Source organism: Corynebacterium pacaense (assembly GCF_900169525.1).
GTDB lineage: Bacteria > Actinomycetota > Actinomycetes > Mycobacteriales > Mycobacteriaceae > Corynebacterium > Corynebacterium pacaense.
The window spans coordinates 1,077,215-1,101,404 of the sequence record NZ_LT821240.1 but is presented as its reverse complement, the minus strand read 5'-3'; the positions used below and the strand labels follow the sequence as shown (position 1 = coordinate 1,101,404).

Sequence of the window (24,190 nt, the reverse complement as noted above, 5' to 3'; positions counted from 1 at the left end):
GGAGAGTCCGGGAGCTTTGCCCGGCGTTCGAACATAGTGTTGAATAGTGATCATGGATGGAACGGGTGTGCGGCAGGCTGATCCGGGCTCTGCTGGTCTGGAGGATCTGGCCCAGCTGGGCCGGGCGGAGCGCATTGAGGTGCTGCGCTCACGCATGTCCTCCATGGGGGCGGCGGCGCTGAAACTGGATGCCCCCGCTGGCGGGGTGTCCGATTCGCAGGTCGCGCCCGGGGATGTTGTTGCAGCTCCCGGCGCTGTGGCCGACCTTTTTCCGGGTGGCGGGCTGATGCGCAGGCAGGTAACGGTGATGGGGGAACAGCCCCTTCTGGTGCTGGATTTCCTGACCCGTGTCACCGCCTCGGGAGGGTGTGCCGCAGTGGTCGGATGGCGCGATCTCGGTCTTGCCGGGCTGGTGGGAGCCGGTGGCGTATGCGATAACCTGATCGTTATTCCCGATCCGGGTCCGGAGCCGTTGAATGTGGCCGCGGTGCTGTGTGAGGGGTTGGATCTGGTGGTCTACCGCGGGCCGGAGATCATGCTTTCGCCCTCAAGGGCCAGGCCCCTGCTCGGCAAGCTGCGCAAGGGGGCGGCGGCGCTGCTGATGGTGGGCACGCAGGTGGCTTCTCCTGCGGCGAGGGTGGAATCGTCGATCACCGGCTATGGCGGGATCGGGCGGGGAACCGGTCGCATCCGCAGTGTGGAGATGAGGGTGAGGGTGCTGGCCAGGGGGCGGGCTGCGGCATCGAGGACGGTGGTGGTGCACCGCACCGAGGACGAGGCGCTGCTTGGTGGGCACGGTGCGACCCCGGCGCTGCGGGTGGTGTGACCTGTGATGCGCATCATGGCACTGTGGTTCCCGGACTGGCCGGTGCAGGCGGTGCTCTGTGAGCGCAGCGAGGCGCTGAGCCCGCAGTCCCCGGTTGCAGTTTCCGCAGGTCACCGCATCCGGGTGTGCGGGCACGCCGCGCGTGCGCGCGGGGTGCGCCGCGGGATGCGGGTGCGCCAGGCCCGTGCGGTGTGCCCCGAGCTGACGGTGGTCGATGATGATCCCGACCGGGACGGCAGGGAGTTCGAACCCGTTGTCGCAGCCCTCGGCGATGTCGCCTCCTCCGTGGAGGTGCTGCGCCCCGGACTGGTCGCGGTGGAGGTGGGCGCGGTCGCCCGCTACAACGGCTCGGAGGACAGGGCCGCACAGTTGCTTATCGACGCCGCCTCCAGGCGCGGCACCGACGTGGTCATCGGCGTGGCCGATGAGATCAGCACCGCCATCGTGGCGGCCGTGGTGGGGAGGGGGGCGTCGATAGGCTTTCTTCAGCGCCAGCCGTTGCGCGTGCTGGCTGCGGAGGAGGCGCTGGGGTGTGATCCGGAGGTGGTGGGTGCACTTGGTGATCTGGGGGTGAGCACCCTGGGTGAGCTCGCGGCACTGCCGGTGACCTCGGTGGCCACGCGCTTCGGGGCGGCGGGTCTGCGCTGCCACACCATCGCCACCGCGCGGCAGGCGCGCAACGTCGCCCCGCCGATCACCCGTGCCGGGTGGGAGGTGTCCCATGAGCCCGAGGAGCCGATCACGCGGGTGGACACGGCGGCGTTCGTGGCGCGCACCCTGGCCATGAGACTGCACCGCGTGCTCGCCGGGGCGGGCGTGGTGTGCCAGGTGCTCAGGGTGACGGCCGGATTCACCGACGGTACCGATGTCTCGAGGCTGTGGCGCACCAGTGAGGCGCTCACGGAGGCCGCCACCGCCGACCGTGTCCGCTGGCAGCTCGACGGCTGGCTCACCGTGCGGGGGGAGGTGGACGGTGATGGTACGGAGGGCATCATCTTCCTCGAACTCGCCCCGCTGGAGTGCGTGCCCCCGGAGATGGCCAGCGGTGGTCTGTGGGACACCGGTGGCGCCAGTAGGGCACTGGCCAGGCAGGTGATTGCACGGGTGCAGTCAACGCTGGGGGTGGATGCCGTGCTGCAGCCGGTACCCGTCGGGGGGAGGGGGGTGGAGGACCGCATTCAGCTGGTGCCCTATGGCGAGAGGCGTGACCCGGTGCGCGACCCCGGTGGTCCGTGGGTGGGCAGGATTCCGGGTCCGCTGCCGGCACGGCTCGGCGGCGGGCCGAACCACCCGGCATCGCGGGTGGCGCTGATCGGTGCCTCGGGTGAGCGCGTCCAGGTCACCGCCGAGGCCGTGCTCAGTGCACAACCCTATGCCCTGGCCTGGGGAAAGAAGCACTTCCTGGTTACCGGATGGGCGGGACCCTGGCCGGTGGATGATCGCTGGTGGTCCGCGGAGGGCAACCGCTACGCGCGGCTTCAGGTGGTGGGGCACGAGGTGGACGATGATGCCGCGGTGGCCGCATGGTTGCTGATCTGGGCCGCGGGGCGGTGGCGGGTGGAGGCGACGTACTGAACGCGTACGCGCCCTCATGCTCCGCCGGTGCTTCCGCGGTGCGTGATGCCCCGGGTAGTGTTGAAACGGAAGTTCCGCACAGCCCGGATTTTTGGAACGCAGTTCTGCTACCCTGAGGATCTATTCCCAACCATGTGCCCCCGTGCCCATCTTCACGGGGGTTATTTGTCAGTTGGATCATTCAAGGAGAGTGTTGTGAAGGTCACGTATATACACCAGCATTTTCAGCTTCCCGGTGAGGACGGCGGCAGCCGACCCTATGAATTCGCCAGACGCATGGCCGCCGATGGGCATGACGTGACCATGATCTGCGGGGGAGCGAAGGCGCTGAAGACCGAGGTGGAGGGGATACGGGTGAATCGCCTGGCGGTTCCCTACCGCAATGCGATGTCCGTTCCCGAGAGGATGGTCTCCTTCGCCAGGTTCATGGTCAAATCCAGCATCGTGGCGGCGGGGACGAAGGCGGATGTCGTCTACGCCAGCTCCACCCCCCTGACCGTCGCGGTTCCGGGGATCGTGGGGAAGGTGTTCCAGCGGGTTCCCATGATCTTCGAGGTGCGTGACCTGTGGCCCTTTGTCCCCATTGAGCTGGGGTATCTGAGGAATCCCCTCGCGATCCGGATCGCCCTCACACTCGAGACAATGGCATACCGCTGTGCGCACAGCGTGGTCGCACTGTCACCGGGGATGAAGAAGGGGGTTCTGGAGGTGGCGCCGCAGAAGGAGGTCACCGTGATTCCCAACGCCTGTGACTTCGAGGTCTTTGACAAGACACCCGCCCAACGCCGGGCGTTCCGGGTGCAGCAGGGATGGGGCGACGATGAGACGGTTGTTGTCTACGCGGGTGGCTTCGGGCCCACCTACCACCTGGAATGGGTGGTCAGGCTGGCCGCGGCCGTCAGGGACCGTGGAATCCGCTTCGTCCTGATCGGCGAGGGGCGGGACAGCCAGAGGCTGCGGCTGCTCGCCGCGGAACTGGGTCTGGATGTGGACTCGGTGCTCATCGGCAAGAGGTCGAAGACGGAGGTTGCCGGCTACGTCGCAGCCGCGGATCTGGTCCTGTCCTCCTTGCATGAGGATCCGTGCCTGGAGGTGAACTCTCTGAACAAGGTCTTCGATGGCTTGGCGGCGGGTCGACCGATCCTGGTCAACCACGAGGGCTGGCTCAAGGACGCCGTGGTGGAGGCCGGCGCAGGCTGGCAGCTCGACCGCTCCCTGGACACGGCGGTGCAGCAGCTGACAACGATCGTCAGCGATCCCTCCGGATTGGAGCGCGCCGGGCACCGCAGCAGGGAGTTGGGCAGGGCACGGTTCGACAGGGACGACCTGTACCGCACCCTGATCACCGTGCTGGAGAACACGGTCGACGCCTGAGGCGTCCATCCGCCGGTGCCTGCGGAAGCAGATGTGCACCGCCAGGGAACGGGCCGCTAAGATCATCCCCCATGGCGAAACACCCTCGGCGCATGTGCACGGCGCTCTGTTCACTGTCCCTTGCAGCGGCGCTTGCGGGCACGGGCATCCCCCACGCGGGTGCGCAGGAGCACTCATCATTCGCCGATTCCTCGACGAATCAGGCGATCACCGGGTCGGTCGCCGGTTCCTCCCAGTATCCGGGGCTGACGGGGGCGCTGCTCGACGGCGTTGTCGGATCCTCCGACCTGCTGGGGATGACCGAGAACGGCTTCCCCTTCCGCCGACCGAGGGAGCCGCTGGCGGGTTGGCCACCGGCGGTTGATGAGGGCATCCGCCAGGTCGCACTCGTGGACAGGCGCGTCGAGGATGCACCCAACCGCCGTGAGCGCTGGTACATCGCCTCCCCGGCAATGAAACGCGTGGTCCAGGTCCAGGTCATGCTGCCCGCCGATTCCGCGGAACCGTCACCGATGCTCTATCTGCTCGATGGCATCGGCGCCCCCGAGTCCACCTCGGGATGGGTGGGAACCGGCACGGTGCAGGAGGTATTCAGGGATGAGAATGTCACCGCGGTGATGCCGCTGGGGGCACCCTCGTCGATGTACACCGAATGGCAGCGGGCGGACCCGGCTCTGGGGCTGATGAAATGGGAAACCTTCCTCACCGAGGAGCTGCCCTCCGTTCTGGAGGACCCCGCCAACGGACTGGGATTCAACGGCCGGCGTGGGATCGGCGGTCTGTCCATGGGCGCGGGTGCAGCTCTGCGCATGGCAAACCTCCATCCGGAGACCTTCGCCGCGGCCATCGGCATCTCCGGTTGTTATTCCACCATGGATCCGATGGGCGCAGCCATCACCCACCTCACCGTCGATTCCTACAATGGTGACGTTGACAACATGTGGGGGCCGTACGGTTCACAGGACTGGATAGACAATGACGTCACCCTCAACCCGGCGGGGCTGAACGGCACCGCGGTGTACCTGTCCGCGGCGCACGGCGCGGCCAACCAGGAGGTCAGGGACAGCTACGACGGAACGGTCTTCGCAGCCATGGTCAGCGGACTGTTCGTGGAACGCGGATCCATGACCTGTACCCAGAACCTTGAGAAGTCCATGATCAGGGAGGGCAAGACAGATGCGGTGGTGGAATACCCCGAGTACGGGATGCACAACTGGACCAACTTCCACCAGCAGCTGCGACCCGGCTGGGACGCCGTCAGGCACGCGCTGTACTGACCGCCGCGTGCGGCGTGCTACAGCCAGTTGTTCTTCTTGAACATGATGTAGAGCCCCACCGAGGACAGCGCGATGAGCACGCCCGAAATGATCACACCGATCTGCTCCGTGGCGGTGGGATAGGGCACGTTCATACCGAAGTAGCCGGTGATCAGGGTGGGCACGGCGATGATCGCGGCCCAGCCGGAGAGCTTCTTCATTACCAGGTTCATGTTGTTGGACTGGATGGACAGGTTGGTGTCGATGACGGTGCTGACGAGGTCACGCAGGGTGTCCGACCAGTCCGTGACCCGCAGTGTGTGATCGTAGACATCCTGGAAGTAGGGGATGATCACCCCGGGCAACGGCGGCTGGGAGCGGTTGAGAATCGCCGTCACGATCTCCCGGGTGGGAAGCGCCAGCCGGTGCAGGGTGAGCACGTGCTTGTGCAGGCGGTAGGCGTTGTGCCGGATGTTGTCATCATCGTTGTCCTCGGCGAAGAGCTGCTCCTCGAGTTCGGCGAGCCGCTCATCCAGGGTCTGGATCGTGTCAAAGTGGCTGTCCACCGTGAGATCGATGATGGCCCACAGAATGCTCACCGCGCCCTCGGCCAGGAGTGTGGGCTGCGCCTCCCATGCCTCGCGGGCACGATCGATGTCGAAGCTCGCGTTCCGCCGCACGGTGACCACGACGTTGCGGGTGACGAAGATGCCGATCTCCCTGCGTTCCATGTGCTTCGTGCTGTCCTCCGGCGCCCGCACGGCGTAGAGGGTGAGGAAGAGGTGGGTGGGGTAGCGGACCATCTTCGCGCGTTCGTGGCTGCCCAGCACATCCTCGACGGCCAACGGGTGGAGATGGAGCTCCTCGGCGATGTCATCGAGCGTCATCGGCTCCACGTCATCGAGGTCCACCCACAGCGTGGTGGTGTCATCCTTGAGTCGCTGCGAGAGCTCGGCGAGTGGGAAATCCTTGTCTATGACCCGGCCGTCACGATAGGAGCGAGTGGTGATGTGCATGGCGGTCTAGTTCGCCAGAATGTCCACTACCAGGCGATGCGGGTCCTGGAGCACGCTCACCGAATAGGGGTGCCTGCCGTTGAGCCCGATGACGAACTGTGAGCGTCCCTCGAAGGTCCCCGCACTGATGACCTCGTTGACGATCCCCTTCGTGCCCTCGACCCTGCCGATGCCCGGATCCTCCATCCCGAGGTCGAAGGGATAGCTCGTGCCGTCGATGTTGACGTTCAGGGCCGTATCCCCGGCGAAGGCAATGCCGTTGCCGCTGCCCTGCTGGGTGGGGTTGTCGGTGTAATCGATGAACCACCCGGGCTCGCCGTCACCGGTCAGATCGAAGACGACGCGGTCAAAACCACTGTGCGACGCTGTGCGGACCCCGGTGACCAGGAGCTGTGCGGGGGCCTCCGGGCGCAGGGTCTTCATCGCCGCGTCCGCCTGTCCGAGCGGGGTCGGCCCGGCCGATGCCGATTCCGCCGTCGAAGAATGCGACTGCGCACCGTTGGCCGATGCCGACATGGTCTCCATAGCCCGGGTGCCGGTTCCACCGGTCTCGGAACCACCGTTGCTGCAGCCGGCCAGGAGCAGCGCGGAGATGCTCAGGGCGGCTACAGCGGTATATCGCATGCGATGCGCGGGTCGGGGGAGGGGCTCGACAGTCATTCCTTTACCGTAACCCGTGGGATCGGGGGCCACCTACCTGGAGAAGGTCGATCATCACAATTGTGAACGAATTGTTGTAAATCGTTTGCAAAGCCCGTCACCGCTGCTTATCGGTGGCCGATCCGGGTGTTGCAGGGGGGTGTCCCTATGTTTTTGTCAAGGGATAGGCCCTGTATTCAGGAAAGCATTTCGGGGGTAGCTCCCGATTCTGATGATGGGCGTGGTTGAGCAGCTGGCCGGCGTACTCGCGTCGACCAGCTGATCGTGGTGAAGGTGGGCTACGCAGCAACTCTGGCGGGGATCTCCCTAAAGAACTCGGCCCGGGTCAACATTGCGTAGATGACGTTGCACCGGCGTCTGGCCAGGCACATCACTGCAGCGTTATGTCGTTTACCCTCGGCCCGTTTCCGCTCGTAGTAGGTCTTGGATGGTTCATGGAACCGGATCGATGCGAATGCCGAGTAGAACAGGGCGTTTTTCAACCGTTTGTTACCGGATCTGGCCGGGAACTCACCTCGGATGGACGTGCCGGATCTTCGTGTCACCGGGGCGATCCCCGCATACGCTGCCAGGTGGCCGGCTGACCGAAAGTCGGAGCAGTCGCCGACAGCGAGGAGAATGTTGGAGGCGGTCTTGATGCCAATTCCCGGCATGGATATCAAGACCTGGTGAAGAGGGAATTCAGCCAACAGTTCCTCTACTTGATCAGCAATGGTTTTCCGCTGTTCCAGCAGGGCTTTGATGTTGGTCGCCAGCTGCGGGATCACCACCTCAGCGGCAGTGGTGCCAGGTACGGCGACGGTCTGGGCTTTGAGTCCGTCGAAGATCGCGTCGACCAGCTTCGTGGGGTCTTTCTTCGATCGGTTGGACATCCAGGTGTGTACCCGCTGGTAACCGGCCTTCTTCAACCTCGTTGGCCCGCCGTAGTGGCTGAGCATGTCCAGCACCAGAGGTCGGGTGATGATGCTGCACGGTAGGGCTCGTTCCAGACTCGGGTAGATCTGGGTCAGCACGCTACGCAGCCGGTTGATGGTGCGGGTGGCGTCCTTGGCGATGTCGTCATCGAACCCGGACAGCATCTTCAGCGCTGAGAGGACTTCGTTGTCCCGGTCCACGGCCCGCAGGGTATGCGGCATCGTCCGGGCGGTATCAGCGATGATGAATGCGTCCCGCCGGTCGGTCTTCGACCGGCCGGGGTGCAAGTCCGCGGCTTTGCGCATCGCCAGGCCGGGTAGATAGCCGACGAAGCAGCCAGCGTCCCGGGCCACGGCGATGGGCAGGGCACCGATGGTGTTGGGCTGGTCGACGACCACCAGGACGGTGCCGCAGGCTTGGAGGTCGGTGAAGACCTTGCGAAGCTGATCCTCGTCCTGGGGCAGGGGTTTGTCGTAGATGATCTCGCCTGTGGCTAGCATGGCGCAGGCGTGGTGGGCGGTTTTGCCGACGTCTAATCCGATGGTGACGTCGATGGTGCCGGTGGTCATGGCCGGCCTCCTTGTGGTGTCGGAGCAACAGTGACAGGTCAAACCTCGTCGCTGGTGTCTCGACATCCGATGCTGGCACCCACGTTACAAAAGAGAACTGAGTCGAGTGACTCGTCCGTGTCCCTATCAGCAGTCAACGGGTGTCCTGGTAGCCCGGCGACAACACCCCCCGGATCATGGTAACTACAGGGGAAATAAGCCATACCGGGCCCAGCGACTATCCCCATTATGGGGACACCATCAAAGTAACGGGCGATTCCCGCACACTCAGCGGTGTGCGCAGGGATCGGCAAGGAGGTGCCTGCCGAACCCGGCCGCTTCACGCGCGAGATGATAGGGCAGCAGCTCCAGATTCACTGTGCTGATGTGGACGACATCGATCTGCAGATCCGTGCAGTCCCGGAAGATGTACTCCACCCGGCGGGAGTGCGGCCGGTTGGTCACGATCACCGCCGATTCCCACCCCTGCTCCCGCGCCAGCTCACCGAGGGTCATTGCCTCACCCGCGGTTGTCACAGGGTGGGGATCAAGGCACCAGGTTTCGGCATTGCGCGGCCGGTCCACCCCACGGCAGAAACTCGATCCCTTCACATCCCTGGTGCCGTTCGGGTTGGAGACAACAAAGCTCCGGGTATCCAGGTCATCGACGATCCGCGCCCCGAGTTCATGACGCCCGTCGCTCGCCCCGGCCACCACCATGACCACGTCCGCACGCGGGGGCAGCTCATTGGGCGGCAGCAGAAGCCAGGCGATGAAGGCCACGGCACCTACAACCAGAGCAGTCAGCAGCAGGGCTGCGGCCCTGAGCAGAATGCGCAATCCGCCTCTGGCGGAGCCTCCGGAGTTGATCTGACTCTTGGACACCTGGTTTCCGTTCAAGGAGCGGGAGCTTCGCGGTGAATGCTACCAGGGTGCCCGAGTATTAGAGTGACATCCATGGTTGCACCCACCCTGAATCTATGCTCCGACAACGACGTGGAACCCCTGCCCGGAACAGCGAAAACCGCGGCCGGATATGTCCTGCTCGAACATCCGGGACCATGGAGCAGGGATGTCCTGGACGGACACACGCTCGGGCCGGATCTCAGCGACGCGGTGAAAAGGCATCTTAAAAATAGCCGGATGGAACTGCAGCTGATCCGCAAACCGGGACGCGAGGGCAGGAATGTCTCAACCCACACCGTGTTCCTGGTGTTCTGCGGGGAGGCGGTCATTGAACGGCTCACGCTCACCGACCCCTCAGAGCTGCTCGAACTCGATCTCAGCGCGCCGGGGCGAAACGGTGCGACGGCGGTGGATCATCCGGTGCTGCTCATCTGCACCCACGGCAGGCGCGACAGGTGCTGTGCGATCAAGGGCCGACCGGTCGCGGCCGCGGTGGCCCCGCAGTTCCCCGCCGGATGCGTGTGGGAATCCTCCCACACCAAGGGGCACCGTTTCGCGCCGTCGATGCTGCTCATGCCGTGGAACTACTCCTACGGCAGGCTCAACGCCGAGGCCACCGCCACGATGTTTGCCGCCGCGTGCCGCGGCGAGCTCTTCCTTCCCGGCTGCCGGGGCAGGGGCACGCTGGACGCCCGTGGGCAGGTGGCGGAGTTGGGCGTCGTCACGCGGATCGGCGGTGCCGCACCCGGTTCCCTGCGTGTCGACGGCACCCGTGTGCACACCCCCGACGGCCGCGCCTTCGACGTCGCGGTGGAGCGGCGTGAGGTGGACGGGGTGGTCTCATCCTGCGGGGATGTGCCGAAGACGGGGGCGGCGTGGGTGGCGGTGAAGGTCAGTGAGGTGGAGAACCTGTGACGCCTCCCGCTTCATAGCACCCGGGCGATGAACTCCTCCGCGGTATCGACCACCATGGTCGTCTCCGCCCGCACCTCACGCGGTGAGTAGGTAAATGAAGCCGAGACATCGGCCCAGCGGTGCATGTCCAGGTCGTTCCAGGAATCGCCGATGGTGAAGGTCTCCACCCCGCCGCTCACCCCGTCCATGGAGTCCAGCAGGCGCTGCAGGCCGGATCCCTTCGTCGCACCCCCGGGCACGATGTCCAGGAAGTCCTGGTTGCGGTGGCAGTCCACCCCGGGGAACTCGGCGGCGATGCTCCGCTGCACCCGCGTGATCAGATCCTCGTTGTCCGGAATCCAGATGGGGACGCCGATGAAGGTGTGTTCTGGGATCTCCGAGGGGTCCATGCGCCGCGGGTTGACCAGGATCCCGGTGGTGCGGGTGCTGATCCGGTCCAGGATCAGCGCATCGGGGGTGTCCAGCGTGGTGGCGTAGACGTTGATCTGCTCATCGCAGCCTCCGAGCAGCTCCACCACGCCGCTTAGCACCTCGTGGCTGATGGTGCTGGAATGGCGCACGCGGAAGTCGCTGTCGGTGACCACCGCGCCGGTGTAGAGGACGAAATCATCGAAGAATATGTCGATGCCCTCCAGTGCCTGCCTGGTGGCGTGGATGGATTTTCCCGTGGCGAGCACGGCAAGGTTGCCCGCGGAGCGCCAGTCGCGGATGGCGCGCAGGGCACCGGGAGCGATGGTGCCGTTGAACAGGAGCGTGCCGTCGAGATCGAAAGCCATGAGTTTCATGGGCCTCAATGTACCTGTGCGCGCAGAAACGGCGGCCCGTGCGTGCGCTAAGATTCTACCGGTTAACACAAGCGCACAAGGAGATCCCCGCACAATGCCCGAACCAGGAAGTCACTCCTCACCGATCATCACCGCCGAGCAGGTGAGCATGGTGTTCGGATCGGGCTCCACCGAGGTCCGTGCCCTTGACCGGGTCGAACTGCGGATCCCGCGGGGACGGTGGACCTCGATCATGGGGCAGTCCGGTTCAGGCAAGACCACGCTGCTGCACTGTCTGTCCGGGCTGGCGACACCGACCTCGGGCACCGTGACGCTGCAGGGAAGGCGACCGGTGACCATCAGTTCCCTGTCCGAGAACAGGCGCGCGAAGCTGCGGCGCACCCGTTTGAGCGTGATCTTCCAGGACTTCAACCTCGTGCCCATCCTCTCGGTGCGCGACAACATCACCCTGCCACTGCGGCTCGCCCATCAGAAGATGAACAAGCAGTGGTTCCGGGAGGTGACGGAGACCCTCCAGATTGACAACCGTCTCCGGCACCTGCCCCATGAGCTCTCCGGCGGCCAGCGCCAGCGCGCGGCCATCGCCCGCGCCATGATCAGCAAACCCGACGTGCTGGTGGCCGATGAACCCACAGGCAGCCTGGATTCCGTGACCAGCGATGCCGTTGGTGACCTCTTCCGGATGGTGGTGGACAGCTTCGGGCAGACACTGATCTTTGTCACCCATGACAGGGAGGCGGCGCTGCGCGGTGACCTGCTGGTCACCATGCGTGACGGGCGCATCACCGGGGTGGAGGATCTGTACCGGTGATCCGTCTCGCCTTCGCGCAGCTGCGCCGTCGCGGTTTCCGCTATGCCTCCCTCTTCTTCGCCATCTTCGCCTCTGTCGCCCTCACAGTTGCCGCCCTGAGCCTGACCAACACGCTGATCACCAGTGTCAACGGGTTGTTCGCGAAGCCCTACGTCACCTCCAACTACGTGATCACCGCCACCGCGAAGGACCGGGAGGTGGCCGACGACCTGGACGCCGCGATCCGGGCGCTGCCAGGGGTTCGGGCCACCGCCTTCGATGAGCTCATCTCCGGTGCCCTCCGCGAACCCGACGGCATCTACAGGGATACCGCGATCCAGTCGATCGTCCAGGGGCCGCTGCAGTGGCGCACCATCGATCAGGGACGGCTGCCGGAGGGCCCGGGAGAGATCGCCGTGGCGACACTCCAGGACGCACCCGCCGTGGGAACCGAGGTGTTCATCAAGGTTCCGGAGTATGAGGACGACATACCGGTCACCGTGGTCGGCAGCCTCCAGCCCGCGGCGCATGAAACACTCGGCGGACCCACGATGCTCTACACCGATCCGGCGGCGCTGGCGCAGTGGGGCAACGGTGGCGTCCGCGGTGAGTTCCGCATCGCCACCGCAGGTGGCGCCCCCGCACTCCCGGAGGTGCCGGGCACGACCGTGACTGTGGAGACGGCCGGGGCGCACGTCGACAAGCTTTCCGACGCCTACCTCGGTCAGCGCAACCGTTACTTCCTCCTCCTCGCCGCCTTCGTGGGAGTCGCCGCCGTGGTGGCGGCTCTGATCGTCTTCTCCGCCTACTCGGTGCTCACCGGGGAGCGCCGCCGTGAGTTCGGCCTGATCCGCGCGGTCGGTGCGTCCACGACGCAGATCCTGGGTTCGGTGATCATCGAATCCGCCGTGCTCGGCGTGCTCGCCTCCGCACTCGGGGCCCCGGCGGGCCTGCTCGCCGCACGTCTGCTCGCTGGACAGGCCGAACGCTTCGGGATCAGGCTGCCCGTGGACGCCATCGGGCTGAACCCGTCGGTGCTGTGGCTGATCGTCGCGGCGGGTGCGGCCATGTCGGTGCTCGCCGCACTTCCGGCCGCGCTGAGTGTGTGCAGCTCCAGCACCATTGATGCCCTGGGCACCCCCTCGGTGTCCAGGGTCGGCAGGTGGCGGCCCGCGCTGTGGTTCGTCCTCGCCGTTCTTGCCGCAACCGCCGCGTGGTGGCTGCGCAGGCAGGTTCCCCTGCACCCGGGGCAGCTGGGGCTGCTGCTGGCGATCCTGGCGTCCGCGGCGGCGATGCTCGGCATTCTCGTGGTCAGCGCCCTCGTTCTCCCCGCGCTGCTGCAGTTGGTCTCCCGCGGACTGGGGCGCCTGCCGCTGCCCACCCTGCAGCTCGGTCTCGCCTTCGCGGGCAAGCAGCGCACGCGCTCCGCGGCGCTGGTCGCCGTGATTCTCGCCGGCTCCGCTCTCAGCTCAGCGGTGCTGCACGGGCAGAGCGAGATCCGCACCCATCTGCTCGCCTCGGCCGCGAGCACCGGGGGAGCCGATGTGCGGGTGTCGGCACTGGATGAGGATGTCTCCCCGGATCTGCTCGCCTCGATCAGGGAGGTGACCGGTGTCACCGCCGCGCAGGCACCGGCGATCGCCGGTGTGAAGCTGCCCGGCGGCAGCTCGGTGACCGCGCTCATGCTCGATTCCGTGGAGGGCGCGGCGGTCATGCGCGCCGGTGACACCGGGGCCGCCCCCGGCACCATCGTGCTGGGCAAGACCTCCGGCTACCAGGCGTCATTTCCCGAGGGTGCACAGATCGATGTTGAGATCGCCGAGATGCCGGTGACGGTCACCGTGGCCTACCGCGATGACTACCTCGTCCTCATCGACCCCGGCGTGGTCGCCACCGCACGCGAACTCAAGGCCGATGACCTGGGAATAGGCGTGGAGAACCTGCCCGCGCAGCCGGTGCGCAACGTTTTCATGCTTATCGACGGCCCGGCCGACCAACCCGCCAGGGGCGCGGTTGTCACCGCCGTCCGCGAACGGATCGCGGGCTTCCCCGGGCGCTACTCCGTCTCCGAGGCCTTCCCCGGCCGCACGGACACCGTCAACATGGTCAAGCGGATCACCATCATGTCCAGTCTCCTGGCCGTGGTGGCCATGGTGATCGCCGCGGTGGGACTGATCAACACCGTCGTCCTCATGGTCGCCGAACGCGCCCGCGACCGGTGGCTGCTGCGGTCGATCGGGCTGACCCGCACGGGGCAGATCCTGGTGCTGTGCACCGAGATGGTCGCCCTGGCGCTGCCCTCCGCCGCGATCGGGGCGGTCTCTGGAGGGATCTTCGGCCTCTATGTCGCCCGCGCGGTCACCGGGGTGGGCGCCCGCGACCTCGATCCGACGGTGGTCGCGGGCACGACCGCGGCGATGGTCATCGGTGCCGTGCTGTGCGCTGTGGTGGTGCAGGCGCGCAGGAGTAGGCTGTAGCACCGATATGATCTTCGATCTCTACGTCTCCTCCTTCTGCGGGGCCTGCGCCCGCACCCGCGCCGTGCTCACCCGCGCCACGGACCTCATTCCGGGGGCCCGGCTTGTTGAACACAACATCGCGTCCGATCCGGACCGCGCTGACTCCACCGGCATCACCTCGACACCCACCGTGATCATCCGTTCGGACGATGGCAAGGAGGTGGGCAGGGCGGCGGGGGTGCCCACCCTCGATCAGGTACTGGGGGCGGCCGCCCGGGCGGTGTGAGTCGCTCACATCAGCATGAACGGCACGATGATGATCTTGACTATGAGGATCAGTGCGAAGGTCGCGGTGTAGCCACTCATGATGCGGGTGTCCGAGGAATTCTCCAGGGCGTACTGCAGAACCGCGGGCTGTCCGAGGAGTCCTGAGGCACCGCCGTTGGCGCGGGCCGCGGAACGGCCGGTGAGATAGCAGAAGAGGAGGAAACCGCCACAGCCGACCAGGCTGATGATCGCCGCCAGCGCGATCGCGGTCAATCCGAACCAGGAGAACGCGGTGGAGGAAAACGCCCGGCCGGATGCGATGCCGACGCCCGCGAGGAACATCATGAGGCCGAGCTGGCGGAGGGTGACGTTCGCGGTTCGTGGCAGCTGCCAGGCGGTCCGGCCCGTGCGCTGGAGCGCGCCGAGAATGAGACCGGCGATCAACGGCCCGGCGGCGGCACCGAGGGCGAAGGAGAAACCGCCCGGCAGTGGAATCTCCACCAGGGCGAGGGCGTAGCCGATCGCCAGGCCACCTGCGACGGCGATCCAGTCCAGCTCGGAGAAGGACTGGATCGAATCGCCGAAGAAGGTGCTCAGCTGTTTGCGCCTCTTCGAGGGGTAGACCACCTCCGCGATATCGCCGTAGGCGAGGTGGGTGTCATCGTTGGCCAGCAGAATCTCATCACCGCGCCGGATCCGGATGATCCGCGCACTGAAGGCATCATGGAGATTCAGCGATTCGATGGTGTTGCCGGCGACGTTGTTGTTGGACACCCGGAAGTTGCCCACCAGGATCTGGGGATCGCGGTAGAGGTGCGGTCCGCTCAACTGCGAACCGATGGACCTGACCAGGTCATCGGTGACCGCCTTGGTGGCCATCACCGTCACCACATCGCCCTTGCCCAGTGTGGTCAGCTCATCGGCATCCTCCGCGACCCGGGACCGGCCGTGATGGCGGACCATGGACACCACGAACTGATCGCCGTACTCCTCCTCGAGTGATCGGATATCCACGGAATCGCGGTCGATGAGGATGCGGACGGTGCGCAGGATCCGCTCATCGGTGTGATCCACATCCTTCTTCGCCGGCCAGTTCCGGGTCAGGGTCAGGGCGACCAGGATGATCGCCACCGTAACCCCGACGGGGTACCCGAGCGAGTAGCCCACCGCCGGTGCATCGGATCCGGTCTGTTCCTGGGCGATGGCCAGTGAGGGCGTGGATGTCAATGCTCCGGAGAACACGCCGACGGCCGTTGGCCGGTCGATGCCGAACAGGGAGCCGACGACAAGGGCCACCACCGCGGCGAGGATGACCGCCAGGACGGCGCCTGCCATCAGCGTGATGTGTTTGCGGAAATCCCTGAAAAAGCTCTCACCTGCCTCCAGTCCCACCATGTAGACGAAGATGCCCAGTCCGAGGTTCTGGTAGAGCGTGAGCGTGGTGGGATCCGGGCTGATTAGGGCGCCGAAGGCGAGTCCGATGAACAGGGCGCCGGCGGCGCCGAACCTCAGGGGGCCGAAGGGAATGGATCCGAACGCCGCCCCACAGGCGATGACGAGGAACAGTGTCAGGATCGGGTTGTCGGCGAGAAGTTCAATCACACCTGAGATCATATATCGCCAAATGATGATTTCCGGAGGAAAGGCATCGGGGCGAAAAAAGGGCCACGGCCCCCGGAACGGGGGACCGCGGCCAGAGGCACGGTGGAAGCTAGGGCGTGTCTTGTAAAAGGTTGAGCCACGCGATCACTCCGTTGAGGACAACTGCGGCCCGGTACACGATCGCGAGCTTGTCATACCGAGTCGCGAGTCCTCGCCACTGTTTCAACCGGCAATAGCCACGCTCGATCACGTTCCTTCCCCGATACTTCTCCGCATCAAACTTCGCAGGCCTGCCACCCTGCATGCCGCGCCGCTTCCGATGCCCCTGCTGATCACGAGGTTCGGGGATCACCGCTTCGATGCCACGCCTGCGCAAGTACGCCCGGTTCGCCCGCGAGGAGTACGCCTTGTCGCAGAGCGCGGCATCGGGCCTGGTGCGACGGCCGACCCGCACTTGTTCCATGAGCGGGATAAACATCGGCGAGTCACCATCCTGTCCCGCTGAGCAAATCGTCACCAGCGGCAGGCCGCGCCCATCGACGAGCTGATGTGTTTTCGTTGACAAGCCGCCCCGAGAACGGCCGACTGCGTGGTCAGGCGGCTCGGTCAGCGGATTCTTGTAATTCGATATAGCCCTTTTTTACGCGTTTGGTGTTGGTCGCGTGCTGATGCGCACGAGCGATCGTGGAATCCACCGATACCGACCAGTCGAGCAGGCCCTCGCGGTCTGCGTACTCGTGCAGACGCGCTTGCGCCCGATCCCAGACACCATCGTCGGCCATGCGCCTATGCCACGCCCAGACCGTTTGCCAAGGCCCGAAAGCATCAGGAAGGTCTCGCCACGCGATCCCGCATCGATACCGGTAAATGATCCCCTCGACCATCAGTCGGGCGTCGGCGAACGGGCGGCCCTTCTTGCCCGTGGGACCAGGCAACAAATCAGCAATCAGTGTCCATTGGTCGTCTGAGAGGAGCTGGAATCGAGACATACCTCCACGATCTCAGCTCCCACAGAATTCATTTGCAAGACACGCCCTAGCGCCGCATGATCTTCTTTGACAGCCAGTTGCCCAGCAGCTGGGCGGCCTGGACGATGATCACGATCACCAGAACGGCGACGTACATGACCTCATTGTCGAAGGCGCGGTAGCCGTAGACGATGGCGAAGTCACCGAGTCCGCCGCCGCCGATGTAGCCGACCATCGCGGACATGTCGACGATGGCGATGAACAGGAAGGTGTAGCCGAGGACCAGGGGTCCGAGGGCCTCGGGGATGATCACCGTGCGGATGATCGTCCACGGGTTCGCCCCCATCGCCCGCGCCGCCTCGATCACACCGGGATCAATGGCCACGAGGTTCTGCTCGACGATGCGCGCCACGGTGAAGGTGGCGGCGATGATCATCACGAAGATGCCGGCGTCGCGGCCGATGGATGTTCCCATCACCGCCACCGTCAGTGGTTTCAATGCCGCGATGAGGATGATGAAGGGGATGGGACGGACGAAGTTGACCAGCAGGTTGAGGACCGTGTAGATCGCCTTGTTGCGCAGGATGCCCCCGGAGCGCGTGGTGTAGAGGAGCATGCCTACGATCAGGCCGAGCAGACCGGAGATCACCATGGTCACGCTGACCATCAGGAGGGTATCGAGGATGGCCTCCCGGAACGTCGGGCCGAGCCGGTTCCAGTCGGCCGCGAGAATCAGCTCGTTCATCGTGCGATCTCCTTGATCGTCGTGGTCCTGGACAGTGACCGGTAGAAGTCCTCCATCGCCTGCGGATTGCCGTTGAGACGCACCGTCACCTTGCCGAAGGACTGGTGCTGCAGGGTGGTCACGCCGCCGTGGACGATATCGATGGTGGCGCCGTTCTCGGTCGCCCTCGCGGAGGCGGGGAAGAACCCGGAGTTCTCGGTGAGGTCGATGGTGAACAGGCGACCCTCGTGGGCGAGGAGATCCTCGGCCTCGACGTTGTCCGGGGTGTTGCGCAGTGCGGTGGCCACGAAGCGCTGGGCCACGGTGGTCTGCGGGTTGGAGAAGACCTCGTACACGCTGCCGTACTCGACGAACTTTCCGTTCTCCATCACCGCAACCTTGTCGGCGATCGAGCGCACCACCTCCATTTCGTGGGTGATCACCACGATGGTGATCCCGAGTTCCTTGTTCACCTTGCGCAGGAGCTCCAGGACCTCACGGGTGGTCTCGGGATCGAGTGCGGAGGTGGCCTCATCGGCCAGCAGCAGGGAGGGGTTGGTGGCCAGCGCACGGGCGATGCCCACGCGCTGCTTCTGCCCGCCCGAGAGCTGCTCGGGGTAGCTCCTGCCCTTGTCGCCGAGTCCGACGAAGTCGAGCATCTCCTTGACCCTGCGTTTGCGTTCGGGCTTGGGCATCTTCGCCAGCTGCAGAGGGTACTCGATGTTACCGGCGGCGGTACGCGATTGGAACAGGTTGAACTGCTGGAAGATCATGCCGATGTGGCTGCGCAGGGAGCGCAGCCTGGCTTCGGGGAGGGGGACGATGTCGGTGCCGTCGAGAAGCAGTTCACCGGAGGTGGGGGTGTCCAGACCGTTGATCATCCGCACGAGCGTGGACTTGCCGGCACCGGAGTAGCCGATGATGCCGATGACCTCGCCGGGTTCGACGGTGAGTGAGACATCGTCGAGTGCGCGCGTCTCGGCGTGCTTGTTGTTGGTGAAGATCTTGGTGATGTGGCGGAACTCCACCCGCGTGCCCGGCGTGGGCCGGAGCGCGTGTGGGTCTCGTCCTTCGGGCGCCGGCTGCGGCGCGGAGGTTGACACGGCGGGTGTCCTCTTTTCGACGATGGGGGTGGAACAGTCAGGGGAAAATCATAACGCCCCGCGGCGGCGAGTGCGGTATGCAACCTGCCTGCGGGGCGTTATCGGATTGTGGAGCCTAGGAGTTCTTCTGATCATCCTCGAGACGGGTGAGGATGGCCTGCAGCTGCTCCTTGGTGCGCTCGACCGGGACCGAGGTCCCCTTGGAGTCGCGCTCTACGGCTGCCTGGATCTCCGGGGTGTGCCACAGCTCGACGAGGCGGGCGACGTTCTTGTCATCGGCGTCATCGGCCTTGGTGACGAAGACGTTGATGTAGGGCTCAGCCTCCTCGGACTCCGGATCATCCTGGAAGACCGCGAGCTTGGGATCGATGCCCGCGCGGTCGAGGAAGGAGTTGTTGATGATCGCCGGCTTGCCCTCCTGGTAGGCGGTCGGGGACTGTGCGGCATCAACCGGGGTGACGGAGACCTTGGAGGCGCCCTCATCGATGTCGGCGGGGGTCGGGGTGACCAGGCCCGGGGTCTTCAGGGTGATCAGGTCCGCCTGGACGAGCACGTTGATGGCGCGACCCTGGTTGGACTCATCGTTGGGGATGGCGATGGATTCGCCCTCGATGCCGTCGATGGAGTCATGGTCCTTCCAGAACAGTGCCAGCGGCACGATCTCGGTGGAACCGACCGGGGTCAGGTCCTGGCCTGCGCCGACATTGTACTGGGCGAGGAACTTCAGGTGCTGGAAGAGGTTGACGTCCAGCTGATCCTGGGAGAGGGCCTCATTCGGGGTGGAGTAGTCGGAGAAGTTGACCACGTCGAGCTTGATGCCCTCCTCGGAGGCCTTGTCCTCGAGGACCTGCCACGCCTCCTTCGCGGAGTCGGTGGTGCCGATGCGGATGGTGACCTCCTCGGCATTCTCCGATGCCGCGGTGGAGGTGCCGTCCGAGTCGGAGCCGCACGCAACAAGGGCGGTTGCTGCGAAGAGTCCCGCGAGGGCGGTGGTGGTGATGCGACGAAGCTTCATGGTTATGTCGTCCCTTAAGCGTTGATGGGTGTATTCAGATTGCTGGGAGTAGACACTAGCATTCTAGACCGACATCTGTACAGCTCGGTCTACCCGGTGGGGTGTGGGAGGCCGTCCGCGGGGGGTGGTAGAGCATTGGAAAACGTGTTCTAATAATGTAGATTCTACACCATGGAATGGAACGGTGGGGTCAGCGGTTTCAATGGCCGGCCACTGTCCTGGTCGAAGATTGACCGCATTCTCTCCGGCAGGGCGGTTGCTCCCCTGAGGCCGGTGCTGCACGAGGCGGAGGTCCCCGCGGACGGCGCATCGCCTGGTGGCGGCCCGGTGGATCCGGGCCCCGCCTTCGCCGAACTGCACGCCACCAGCAGCTACAACTTCCTCGTCGGCGCATCGGATCCGGAGGCTATGGTTGCCCGCGCCCGTGAGCTCGGGCTGTCCGCATTGGCACTGCTGGACAGGGACGGGTTCTACGGCACGGTCCGCTGTGCCGAGGCGGCCGCGGAACTGGGCGTGGACACCGTTTTCGGTGCCGAGCTCAGCCTCGGGGAGGGGGTGCTGACCGTCCTGTGCCGGGGGCCGGAGGGCTATCGCAGGCTGAGTCACCTGATCGCAGGGGCGAAAATGGCCACCGGCGAGAAGGGGGAGGTCCTGTATCCTCCCCTGGAGCTGGTCGGAGGTGCGGGTGCGGGGCACTGGGTGGTCCTGGCGGACCATGCGTGGAGCACCTCAATCGATCAACTGATCGACTGCTTCGGCCGGGAGAATGTGGTGCTGGAATTTCCCTGCTCCATGTTGCCGGAGGATGCGGACAGATACGAAATTCTCAGGAGTATCCAAGCGGAGAAGCAGCTGCGCGGCATCATCAGCACCCGCCCCGCCGCCGCGTCCAGACAGTCAGTGAGACTGGCCGCTGCCAAGCGCGCCCTTGCGCAGCGCAGTGCACTTGCGGATGCGGAGAGCCACCTCCATCCCATGGGGGCCGCGTGGCTGCGCAGCGGGGAGGCCATGCTGCGGGCGAACCCGGACTGCGCCGATCTGCTGGAAACCTCCGTCTCCCTGGCCGCCGAATGCGCCTTCACCCTTGATCTGGTGGCTCCGAACCTGCCGAAGTGGCAGACCCCGGAGGGATACACCGAGATGTCCTGGCTGGTCGAACTGGTCGACCGTGACTTCGACAGGCGCTACCGCGGCCGGGAGGAGTCCATCCGTGAGCGGGCGCGCGCACAGATCGACCATGAGTGCACCGTGATCGAGAAGCTCGGTTTTCCCGGCTATTTCCTCATCGTCCACGATCTGGTGGAGTTCTGCCGCCGCAACACCATCCTGTGCCAGGGCAGGGGATCCGCGGCCAACTCCGCGGTCTGCTTCGTCCTCGGGATCACCAACGCCGAACCCATCTCCGCGGGTCTGCTGTTCGAGCGGTTCCTCTCGCCCGACCGTGACGGTCCACCCGACATTGACATAGACATCGAGTCCGGGCGGCGCGAGGAGGTCATACAGTATGTCTACGACAGGTACGGCAGGGACAACGCCGCACAGGTTGCCAATGTGATCACCTACCGCGGCAGGGGGGCGACCCGGGACGCGGCCCGGGCGCTGGGCTATCCCCAGGGATCGGCGGATGCCTGGGCCAAGGGCACCGCCACGGCGCCGGATGACGTCGTGGAACTGGCGGCACAGTTCCGCGGACAGCCGCGCCACCTGGGCATACATTCCGGTGGCATGGTCATCTGTGACCGGCCCATCGCCGATGTGGTTCCGGTGGAATGGGCGCGCATGGAGGGTCGCTCCGTGGTGCAGTGGGACAAGGATGACTGCGCCACCGCGGGGCTGGTGAAATTCGACCTGCTCGGACTCGGCATGCTCGAGGCCCTCCACCACATGATCGACCTGGTGGCCGAGCACCGCGGCGTGGAGGTGAATCTGTGGGAGCTGGACCTGGCCGAGCCGGAGGTCTACGAGATGCTCTGCCGCGCCGACGCGGTGGGGGTGTTCCAGGTGGAGTCGCGGGCACAGATGTCCACACTGCCGCGGTTGAAGCCGCGGACCTTCTTCGACCTGGTGGTGGAGGTGGCGCTGATCCGCCCGGGGCCCATCCAGGGCGGATCGGTCCACCCCTACCTGCGCCGCCGTGATGGGAGGGAGGCGGTCACCTACGACCACCCCGTGCTGGAGAGGTCGCTGGGCAAGACCCTCGGCATCCCCCTGTTCCAGGAGCAGCTCATGCAGGTCGCCGTGGATGCCGCGGGATTCACCGGCGGAGAGGCGGATGCGCTCAGGCGTGCGATGGGCTCCAAGCGTTCACCCGAGCGCATGGCGGCCCTGCGCTCCCGCTTCTTCCAGGGGCTGGAGGAGACGAACGGGATCGTGGGGGAGACCGCCGAGAAGCTGTGGAACAAGATTGTCGCCTTCGCCGCCTACGGCTTCCCCGAATCCCACTCCCAGTCCTTCGCCTCCCTGGTGTACTTCTCCGCATGGTTCAAACACCACTATCCCGCGGAGTTCTGCGTGGGGCTGCTGCGGGCACAGCCGATGGGTTTCTACTCGCCGCAGTCGCTGATCGCCGATGCGCGCCGCCACCGCGTGGAGATTCTGCCGATCACCATCAATGACTCCGGAGTCGAGGCCGACGCCCCCGGCGGGCGGATCCGCCTCGGGTTGAACCTGGTCCACGGCCTAGGGGCGGAGGCGGCGGCGCGCGTGGCCGCCAACGCCCCCTATGACTCCATCCCGGATCTCTCGCGCCGGGCCGATCTCGGCGTTGCCCACGTGGAGGCCCTGGCCAGGGCGGGGGCCCTTGAGTGCCTCGGGGTGGGGCGTCGAGAAGCTCTGTGGCAGGCGGGCATCGCCGCAACCGAACGCCCCGGCATGCTGCCCGGCCTCTCGGCGATCGACGCGCCGGCGCTGCCGGGGATGAACGCCTTCGAGATGATGGTGGGATCCATTGCGGCCACCGGCGTCAGCCATGACCGCCAACCCATGGAGCTGGTGCGCGCCCATCTGAATGAGCGGGGGATCGTCCCCGCGGATCGGCTGATGGGGATCGAGGACGGGTCGCGGGTGCGGATCGCCGGGGTGGTGACGCACCGTCAGCGGCCGCAGACCGCGGCCGGAGTGACCTTCTTCGGTCTCGAGGACGAAACCGGGTTGATGAACGTGATGGTTTCGCCCGGCCTCTGGGCCGCGCAGAAGATGCTCGCGCGGACCGCGAAAACGCTGATCATCCGCGGCATTGTGCAAAATGCCACCGGAGCCGTCACCGTGGTTGCCGACCGCCTCGAACCGCTGCCGATGGGGGAGCTGCTCAGCCGCGGATCACGGGATTTCCGGTGATTCATGCTGCGCCACTGAAGCCAGGCACATCGAAACGGCTCTCGATGAATGTCCGCAGCCATTTGTGGTCAAGCTGCGTCTCCTGCTGAACCTTCCACAACAGGGACACCGTGTGCCTTGGTACGGGAATCGGTGGGGTGGAAACGGTCAGATCAGTGTTCTCCGCGAGCGCACGAGCCGCGTAACTTGGGATCGTCGCAATGAGATCACCCACGTGCAAAGCCGTGACCAGACCCGAGAAGTGGCTGAGGGACACCTCCACCCGCCTCTCCCTGCCCTGGAGTTCGAAGAACTCGTCCACGAACCCGCGACGCGTATTGAAGGAAACCCTGACATGGTGTGCGTCAATGTACTCATCGAGGGTCGGCGGATGGGAGAAACTTGAACTCTTGCTTGAGTACAGGCACGAATAGCTGGATGCGAACAGGACGCTCTCGCGGTAGTGTGCGGAAACCTGTGCGGGACTGGCGCAGATGACCAGATCGATCTCCGGATCATCCAAGGTCTCATTCCAGAGCTGACTATTGGTCTGGTGCAGGGAGAAGCTCACGTTCCACCCCTGCTTCCTGACCGCCCGCAGAATTGAAGGGGCAAGCACTGTTTCCACATCGTCTGACATGGCCACGTGGAAGTTTCGTGTCGTGGTCGCCGGATCAAACTCTGTGCTGGGGTAGATGAAATCATCGAGCATGACCAGGGCCTGGGCTATCTTCGGCGCCAGCGCCAGCGCCTTCGGTGTGGGACTCATTCCGGCTCTGGTGCGCTGGAACAGGGGGTCATTGAAAACCGAGCGCAACCGACCCAGCGCGGCGCTGACCGCCCCCTGACTCAGGTGGAGTCGCGCCGCAGCTCGGGTGACGTGTTTCTCCTGCATAAGGACGTGGAAGACAACCAGGAGGTTGAGATCCAGGCCTCTTAAATTAGCGATGTTAATGATCCACATCCTCATTATTAGCTATACAGACGTTGGTTGTCATGGGACAGTGGCTTTATTCGGTCGTTCGACAGAAATAAGGGGGGTGAGCAAGTTTCCGCATCTGCATGGATATTTTTCATTCTGCGTTGTTGCGTCAAAGCCTGTCAACCGGCAGCGTCAGGAGGGCTGTGCCGATCGCACTATTAACTCTACTGATAGTGGACATCGATGGAT

General features: G+C 65.2%; 21 protein-coding genes. 9 read left to right on the top strand and 12 right to left on the bottom strand.

What is annotated here, in order from left to right; all coding sequences use genetic code 11:
- Positions 1–52 precede the first annotated feature (52 nt).
- From B7E02_RS12105 to B7E02_RS12090, 4 genes are all read left to right on the top strand, one after another.
- Positions 53–826 (top strand): hypothetical protein, encoded by a 774-nt coding sequence (locus tag B7E02_RS12105; RefSeq protein ID WP_080796407.1) that lies wholly within the window; start codon positions 53–55, stop codon positions 824–826.
- Positions 827–841: 15 nt separating this feature from the next.
- Positions 842–2,401 (top strand): Y-family DNA polymerase, encoded by a 1,560-nt coding sequence (locus tag B7E02_RS12100; protein WP_080796928.1) that lies wholly within the window; start codon positions 842–844, stop codon positions 2,399–2,401.
- A 195-nt stretch (positions 2,402–2,596) separates the two neighbouring features.
- The gene (locus B7E02_RS12095) at positions 2,597–3,775 is read left to right on the top strand and encodes a glycosyltransferase family 4 protein (protein ID WP_080796405.1); all 1,179 of its coding nucleotides are present in this window, start codon (positions 2,597–2,599) and stop codon (positions 3,773–3,775) included.
- Positions 3,776–3,846: 71 nt separating this feature from the next.
- Entirely contained in the window at positions 3,847–5,052 is a 1,206-nt protein-coding gene (locus tag B7E02_RS12090; protein WP_080796404.1) for an alpha/beta hydrolase, read from the top strand.
- 17 nt (positions 5,053–5,069) lie between these two features.
- Here B7E02_RS12090 and B7E02_RS12085 read toward each other — a convergent pair whose 3' ends face one another.
- The 4 genes from B7E02_RS12085 to B7E02_RS12070 form a co-directional block, all read right to left on the bottom strand.
- The gene (locus B7E02_RS12085; RefSeq protein ID WP_080796402.1) at positions 5,070–6,047 is read right to left on the bottom strand and encodes a magnesium transporter CorA family protein; all 978 of its coding nucleotides are present in this window, start codon (positions 6,045–6,047) and stop codon (positions 5,070–5,072) included.
- A 6-nt stretch (positions 6,048–6,053) separates the two neighbouring features.
- Positions 6,054–6,707 carry an AMIN-like domain-containing (lipo)protein gene (locus B7E02_RS12080; protein ID WP_080796401.1) on the bottom strand — a complete coding sequence of 218 codons (654 nt, stop codon included), beginning with the start codon at positions 6,705–6,707 and terminating at the stop codon, positions 6,054–6,056.
- Positions 6,708–6,985: 278 nt separating this feature from the next.
- The gene (locus tag B7E02_RS12075; RefSeq protein ID WP_080796399.1) at positions 6,986–8,191 is read right to left on the bottom strand and encodes an IS110 family RNA-guided transposase; all 1,206 of its coding nucleotides are present in this window, start codon (positions 8,189–8,191) and stop codon (positions 6,986–6,988) included.
- Between the two features lie 267 nt (positions 8,192–8,458).
- Complete coding sequence (locus B7E02_RS12070) at positions 8,459–9,055, bottom strand: YdcF family protein (RefSeq protein WP_080796397.1); 597 nt, start codon at positions 9,053–9,055, stop codon at positions 8,459–8,461.
- A 72-nt stretch (positions 9,056–9,127) separates the two neighbouring features.
- Between B7E02_RS12070 and B7E02_RS12065 the strand changes: the two genes are divergently transcribed.
- The gene (locus B7E02_RS12065) at positions 9,128–9,991 is read left to right on the top strand and encodes a ferredoxin family protein (RefSeq protein WP_143336752.1); all 864 of its coding nucleotides are present in this window, start codon (positions 9,128–9,130) and stop codon (positions 9,989–9,991) included.
- Between the two features lie 11 nt (positions 9,992–10,002).
- Here B7E02_RS12065 and B7E02_RS12060 read toward each other — a convergent pair whose 3' ends face one another.
- Entirely contained in the window at positions 10,003–10,776 is a 774-nt protein-coding gene (locus B7E02_RS12060) for an HAD family hydrolase (RefSeq protein ID WP_080796393.1), read from the bottom strand.
- Positions 10,777–10,870: 94 nt separating this feature from the next.
- Between B7E02_RS12060 and B7E02_RS12055 the strand changes: the two genes are divergently transcribed.
- The 3 genes from B7E02_RS12055 to B7E02_RS12045 are packed head-to-tail and all read left to right on the top strand — an operon-like array spanning position 10,871 to position 14,311.
- A complete protein-coding gene (locus tag B7E02_RS12055; protein ID WP_080796391.1) occupies positions 10,871–11,587 on the top strand; it encodes an ABC transporter ATP-binding protein in 717 nt (238 codons plus the stop codon).
- Positions 11,584–14,043: an ABC transporter permease gene (locus tag B7E02_RS12050; protein WP_080796389.1), complete on the top strand. Its 2,460-nt coding sequence runs from the start codon at positions 11,584–11,586 to the stop codon at positions 14,041–14,043. The genes B7E02_RS12055 and B7E02_RS12050 overlap by 4 nt, the downstream gene beginning before the upstream one ends.
- A 7-nt stretch (positions 14,044–14,050) precedes the next feature.
- Entirely contained in the window at positions 14,051–14,311 is a 261-nt protein-coding gene (locus tag B7E02_RS12045) for a glutaredoxin family protein (protein ID WP_080796387.1), read from the top strand.
- 5 nt (positions 14,312–14,316) lie between these two features.
- On the opposite strand, the gene B7E02_RS12040 is transcribed toward B7E02_RS12045, so the two are convergent.
- From B7E02_RS12040 to B7E02_RS12015, 6 genes are all read right to left on the bottom strand, one after another.
- Positions 14,317–15,894, bottom strand: coding sequence for an aspartate:alanine exchanger family transporter (locus B7E02_RS12040; RefSeq protein ID WP_080796927.1), 1,578 nt, complete (start codon positions 15,892–15,894; stop codon positions 14,317–14,319).
- A gap of 109 nt (positions 15,895–16,003) precedes the next feature.
- Positions 16,004–16,504, bottom strand: coding sequence for an IS5 family transposase (locus tag B7E02_RS14820; RefSeq protein ID WP_218672379.1), 501 nt, complete (start codon positions 16,502–16,504; stop codon positions 16,004–16,006).
- A complete protein-coding gene (locus B7E02_RS14815) occupies positions 16,488–16,883 on the bottom strand; it encodes an IS5 family transposase (RefSeq protein WP_080793216.1) in 396 nt (131 codons plus the stop codon). The genes B7E02_RS14820 and B7E02_RS14815 overlap by 17 nt, the downstream gene beginning before the upstream one ends.
- A gap of 46 nt (positions 16,884–16,929) precedes the next feature.
- Positions 16,930–17,607, bottom strand: coding sequence for a methionine ABC transporter permease (locus tag B7E02_RS12025; protein ID WP_080796386.1), 678 nt, complete (start codon positions 17,605–17,607; stop codon positions 16,930–16,932).
- Positions 17,604–18,689: a methionine ABC transporter ATP-binding protein gene (locus B7E02_RS12020; RefSeq protein ID WP_080796384.1), complete on the bottom strand. Its 1,086-nt coding sequence runs from the start codon at positions 18,687–18,689 to the stop codon at positions 17,604–17,606. Before B7E02_RS12020 ends, B7E02_RS12025 begins: the two co-directional genes overlap by 4 nt.
- A gap of 115 nt (positions 18,690–18,804) precedes the next feature.
- The gene (locus B7E02_RS12015) at positions 18,805–19,704 is read right to left on the bottom strand and encodes a MetQ/NlpA family ABC transporter substrate-binding protein (protein WP_080796383.1); all 900 of its coding nucleotides are present in this window, start codon (positions 19,702–19,704) and stop codon (positions 18,805–18,807) included.
- 171 nt (positions 19,705–19,875) lie between these two features.
- Between B7E02_RS12015 and B7E02_RS12010 the strand changes: the two genes are divergently transcribed.
- The gene (locus tag B7E02_RS12010) at positions 19,876–23,040 is read left to right on the top strand and encodes an error-prone DNA polymerase (RefSeq protein WP_080796381.1); all 3,165 of its coding nucleotides are present in this window, start codon (positions 19,876–19,878) and stop codon (positions 23,038–23,040) included.
- Between the two features lies 1 nt (position 23,041).
- Here B7E02_RS12010 and B7E02_RS12005 read toward each other — a convergent pair whose 3' ends face one another.
- Positions 23,042–23,983, bottom strand: coding sequence for a LysR family transcriptional regulator (locus B7E02_RS12005; RefSeq protein ID WP_179129720.1), 942 nt, complete (start codon positions 23,981–23,983; stop codon positions 23,042–23,044).
- Positions 23,984–24,190: the final 207 nt, after the last annotated feature.